This is a genomic window from Protofrankia sp. CiP1_Cm_nod4 (genome assembly GCF_982290645.1).
On sequence record NZ_CEVIVC010000006.1, the window covers coordinates 3,896 to 5,833 of the forward strand.

At 67.6% G+C, this 1,938-nt stretch carries 4 protein-coding genes and 1 pseudogene; 2 read left to right on the forward strand and 3 right to left on the reverse strand.

The window, feature by feature from the left end; genetic code table 11:
• A pseudogene (locus tag AC5LSR_RS02570) lies at window positions 1-280 on the forward strand (hypothetical protein); the annotation flags it as partial.
• A 17-nt stretch (window positions 281-297) separates the two neighbouring features.
• On the opposite strand, the gene AC5LSR_RS02575 reads toward AC5LSR_RS02570, so the two are convergent.
• The 3 genes from AC5LSR_RS02575 to AC5LSR_RS02585 form a co-directional block, all read right to left on the reverse strand.
• Window positions 298-573 carry a type II toxin-antitoxin system RelE family toxin gene (locus tag AC5LSR_RS02575; protein WP_250286575.1) on the reverse strand — a complete coding sequence of 92 codons (276 nt, stop codon included), beginning with the start codon at window positions 571-573 and terminating at the stop codon, window positions 298-300.
• Window positions 570-878 (reverse strand): type II toxin-antitoxin system Phd/YefM family antitoxin, encoded by a 309-nt coding sequence (locus AC5LSR_RS02580; protein ID WP_250286576.1) that lies wholly within the window; start codon window positions 876-878, stop codon window positions 570-572. The genes AC5LSR_RS02575 and AC5LSR_RS02580 overlap by 4 nt, the downstream gene beginning before the upstream one ends.
• A gap of 92 nt (window positions 879-970) precedes the next feature.
• Window positions 971-1,402, reverse strand: coding sequence for a hypothetical protein (locus tag AC5LSR_RS02585; RefSeq protein ID WP_250286578.1), 432 nt, complete (start codon window positions 1,400-1,402; stop codon window positions 971-973).
• Window positions 1,403-1,621: 219 nt separating this feature from the next.
• Between AC5LSR_RS02585 and AC5LSR_RS02590 the strand changes: the two genes are divergently transcribed.
• On the forward strand, window positions 1,622-1,938 hold a 317-nt coding region (locus AC5LSR_RS02590), incomplete at its 3' end, for a BP74-related protein (RefSeq protein WP_250286580.1).

Sequence of the window (1,938 nt, forward strand, 5' to 3'; positions counted from 1 at the left end):
CGTCGCCGCTGTCCCTGTCGCCCGCGCACCCCGCCCGTCGGCCCCTATCCCCGGGCCCGGGTCCCGGGCCGGGTCACCGCCGTCGTCCCCTCGGCCGCTGCCGCCGAGCGTGGCCCGGGTGGCCGACCGGACCCGCCTGTCCGCGGAACTGCTCGCCGCGCTCCTCGACGTCCAGGAACGCACCCGCGCGTCGCTGGACGACATCGAACTCGCCGACGCCCTCGCCGACCGCCTGCTCGCCCGCCGCCGCGACCGCCTCCGTCTCGCCGTCTCCCCCTGACCGGCGGCGGGGCATGTCTATCCTCGCGGCCGGTAGACGTCGGCGCGGTGCTCAATGGCGACGATGTCGACGTGGTGGTCGTCGGTGTTGATCCGATAAACAATGCGGTAGTCGCCGCGTCGCGCGCTGTACAGACCGGCGAGTTGAAGCTGGAGCGGCTTACCCACACGGTGCGGGTTGGCCGCCAGTGATCCGTACAGGAACTCGACGACGGCGGTGGCGACCTTCTCGGGCAGACGGCGCAGGGCACGCCGCGCGGGCGCGGTGAAGGCGATCTCGTAGGGGGCGCTCACCGGCCGGTCGCGAGGCGGAGCGCGTCCTCCTTGCTCAGGACGGTCGCCCCCGCGTCCTCGAGATCGTCGAGGGCTTCCCGGATGTCGGCCATCAGACGGGTGCTGGCCATGACGTCGAGGGTTTCCTCCAGTGACTCCAGGTCGTCGACACTGATGACGATCGCGGCAGGCCTGCCATGCCTGGTGATCACAACACGGCCGTGCTCACGTTCGACGCTGTCCACCACCTCCGAGAGCCTGTTCTTCACCTCTGCCAGCGGCATCTGTTCCACGATCGACATGGCTAGAAGTATAGCTAATTTCACCGCCGTCCGCCGAGGGCTCCGGCGGACGGCGGTGGGGCGCACGCCGGCCGGGAAGGGTGTGCGCCTCGCCGTGGTCGTCGGGTGGGGCGGGATCAGTCCGGGAGACGGTCCAGGAGCCAGGTGGACAGTTCCGCTGTGATGGCCGTGTGGCCGGTGTTGGTGGTGGAGCAGACGAAGTCGTCCAGTTCGCTGTCATCCGGCGGAAGATCGTTGATGTTCGTGTACAGATTGGCCTGCCGGTCGAGGTCACGGACGGCGACCGCGCTGACCGAGGGGACGAAGCAGACCGTGGGATGGCGCAGCTCCACCCGGCCGCCGTTCTCCTCCAGCGCGTGGGCGAGGATCCGATAGGAGTCGAGCGTGCCGCCGGGCGCGCCGTCGAGCTCCGGGAACCCGTCGGTGGTGATCGTCCTGCTGGATCTCGTTGTTGTCGCTGTCGTAGTGCCGCCAGAGCATCTGGCGCGCGGCCGTGCTGTTCCGATCCGTCGATGAATCCGGTCGCACCGGCCACGGTGGCACAACACATCGCAATTTTCCACCGCCGCTGGAGAATGGCGTGCCCAGAGCTCGGCTGATTGGTCGCCTGGGCCGTCCGAGCACGAGACAGCCCGATCTCACGGTACCTGTGGGAGTGTTGACGGACGCGCGTCGCGACCGCCAACATCGGCTCGGCCGACCGGCCGGGCGGTGCCGTGACGGGCCATTCGGTTTATTCATGCCGTCAGGACGAACAGGAGTTTTTCATGGCCTATTTCGCGTTCACGGAGCGCCCGGGGCAGGAGTTCGTCTTCGAGCTCACGGACCCCGAAAAGATCACTCATGCCCGCAACATCATTTCCGGCACGGAGAAGGAGAAGGTGCACGTCGTAGGGAGGATCAGGAAGCAGCCGAAGCCCTACAACCCGAAGTACAGCTTCCATCTCGATCCGGACACCATATGGTTCTTCGACATGGCGATCGAGGTATGTGACGCCAACATGGACTATGTCGAGGAGCACCTGGACGAGGCCGGTGGGGCGTTCCTCCCCGGGGCCCACTGGTGTCCGTGGGACTCACGGGT